This is a genomic window from Salinimicrobium oceani (genome assembly GCF_012037645.1).
In genome coordinates this window covers 1-338 of sequence record NZ_JAAVJR010001247.1, presented here as the reverse complement: position 1 = coordinate 338, position 338 = coordinate 1, and the positions used below count along the sequence as shown (strand labels likewise).

The 338-nt window shown below is 45.9% G+C and carries 1 protein-coding gene; it reads right to left on the bottom strand.

The window, feature by feature from the left end; all coding sequences use genetic code 11:
- On the bottom strand, positions 1-324 hold a 324-nt coding region (surE, locus tag HC175_RS21680; RefSeq protein ID WP_235942730.1), incomplete at its 3' end, for a 5'/3'-nucleotidase SurE.
- Positions 325-338 lie beyond the last annotated feature (14 nt).

The window sequence follows — 338 nt, the reverse complement described above, 5'->3', positions numbered from 1 at the left end:
CTGCAAGGCAGCTTTTACATAAGGCTCTAAAGCGTCAAAATCGGGTTCATCTTCTCCCACAGAAACGCTTAAAGCAATTCCGCGTATTCCAAACAATACAGCTTGCCGGGCTGCAGATAATGTTCCGGAATGCCAGGCTGAATTTCCAAGGTTGGATCCAATATTTATTCCCGATAGCACAAGGTCGATATCTTCAAAAAGATGAGTTCCCAGCGCCACACAGTCGGCAGGGGTTCCACTCACCCTGAAGGCCTTCATTCCTTCAAAATGAATAGGGGAGGTTTTATAGGTGATAGGTTTAGCAGATGTTATGGCTTGCCCCATAGAAGATTGTTCCA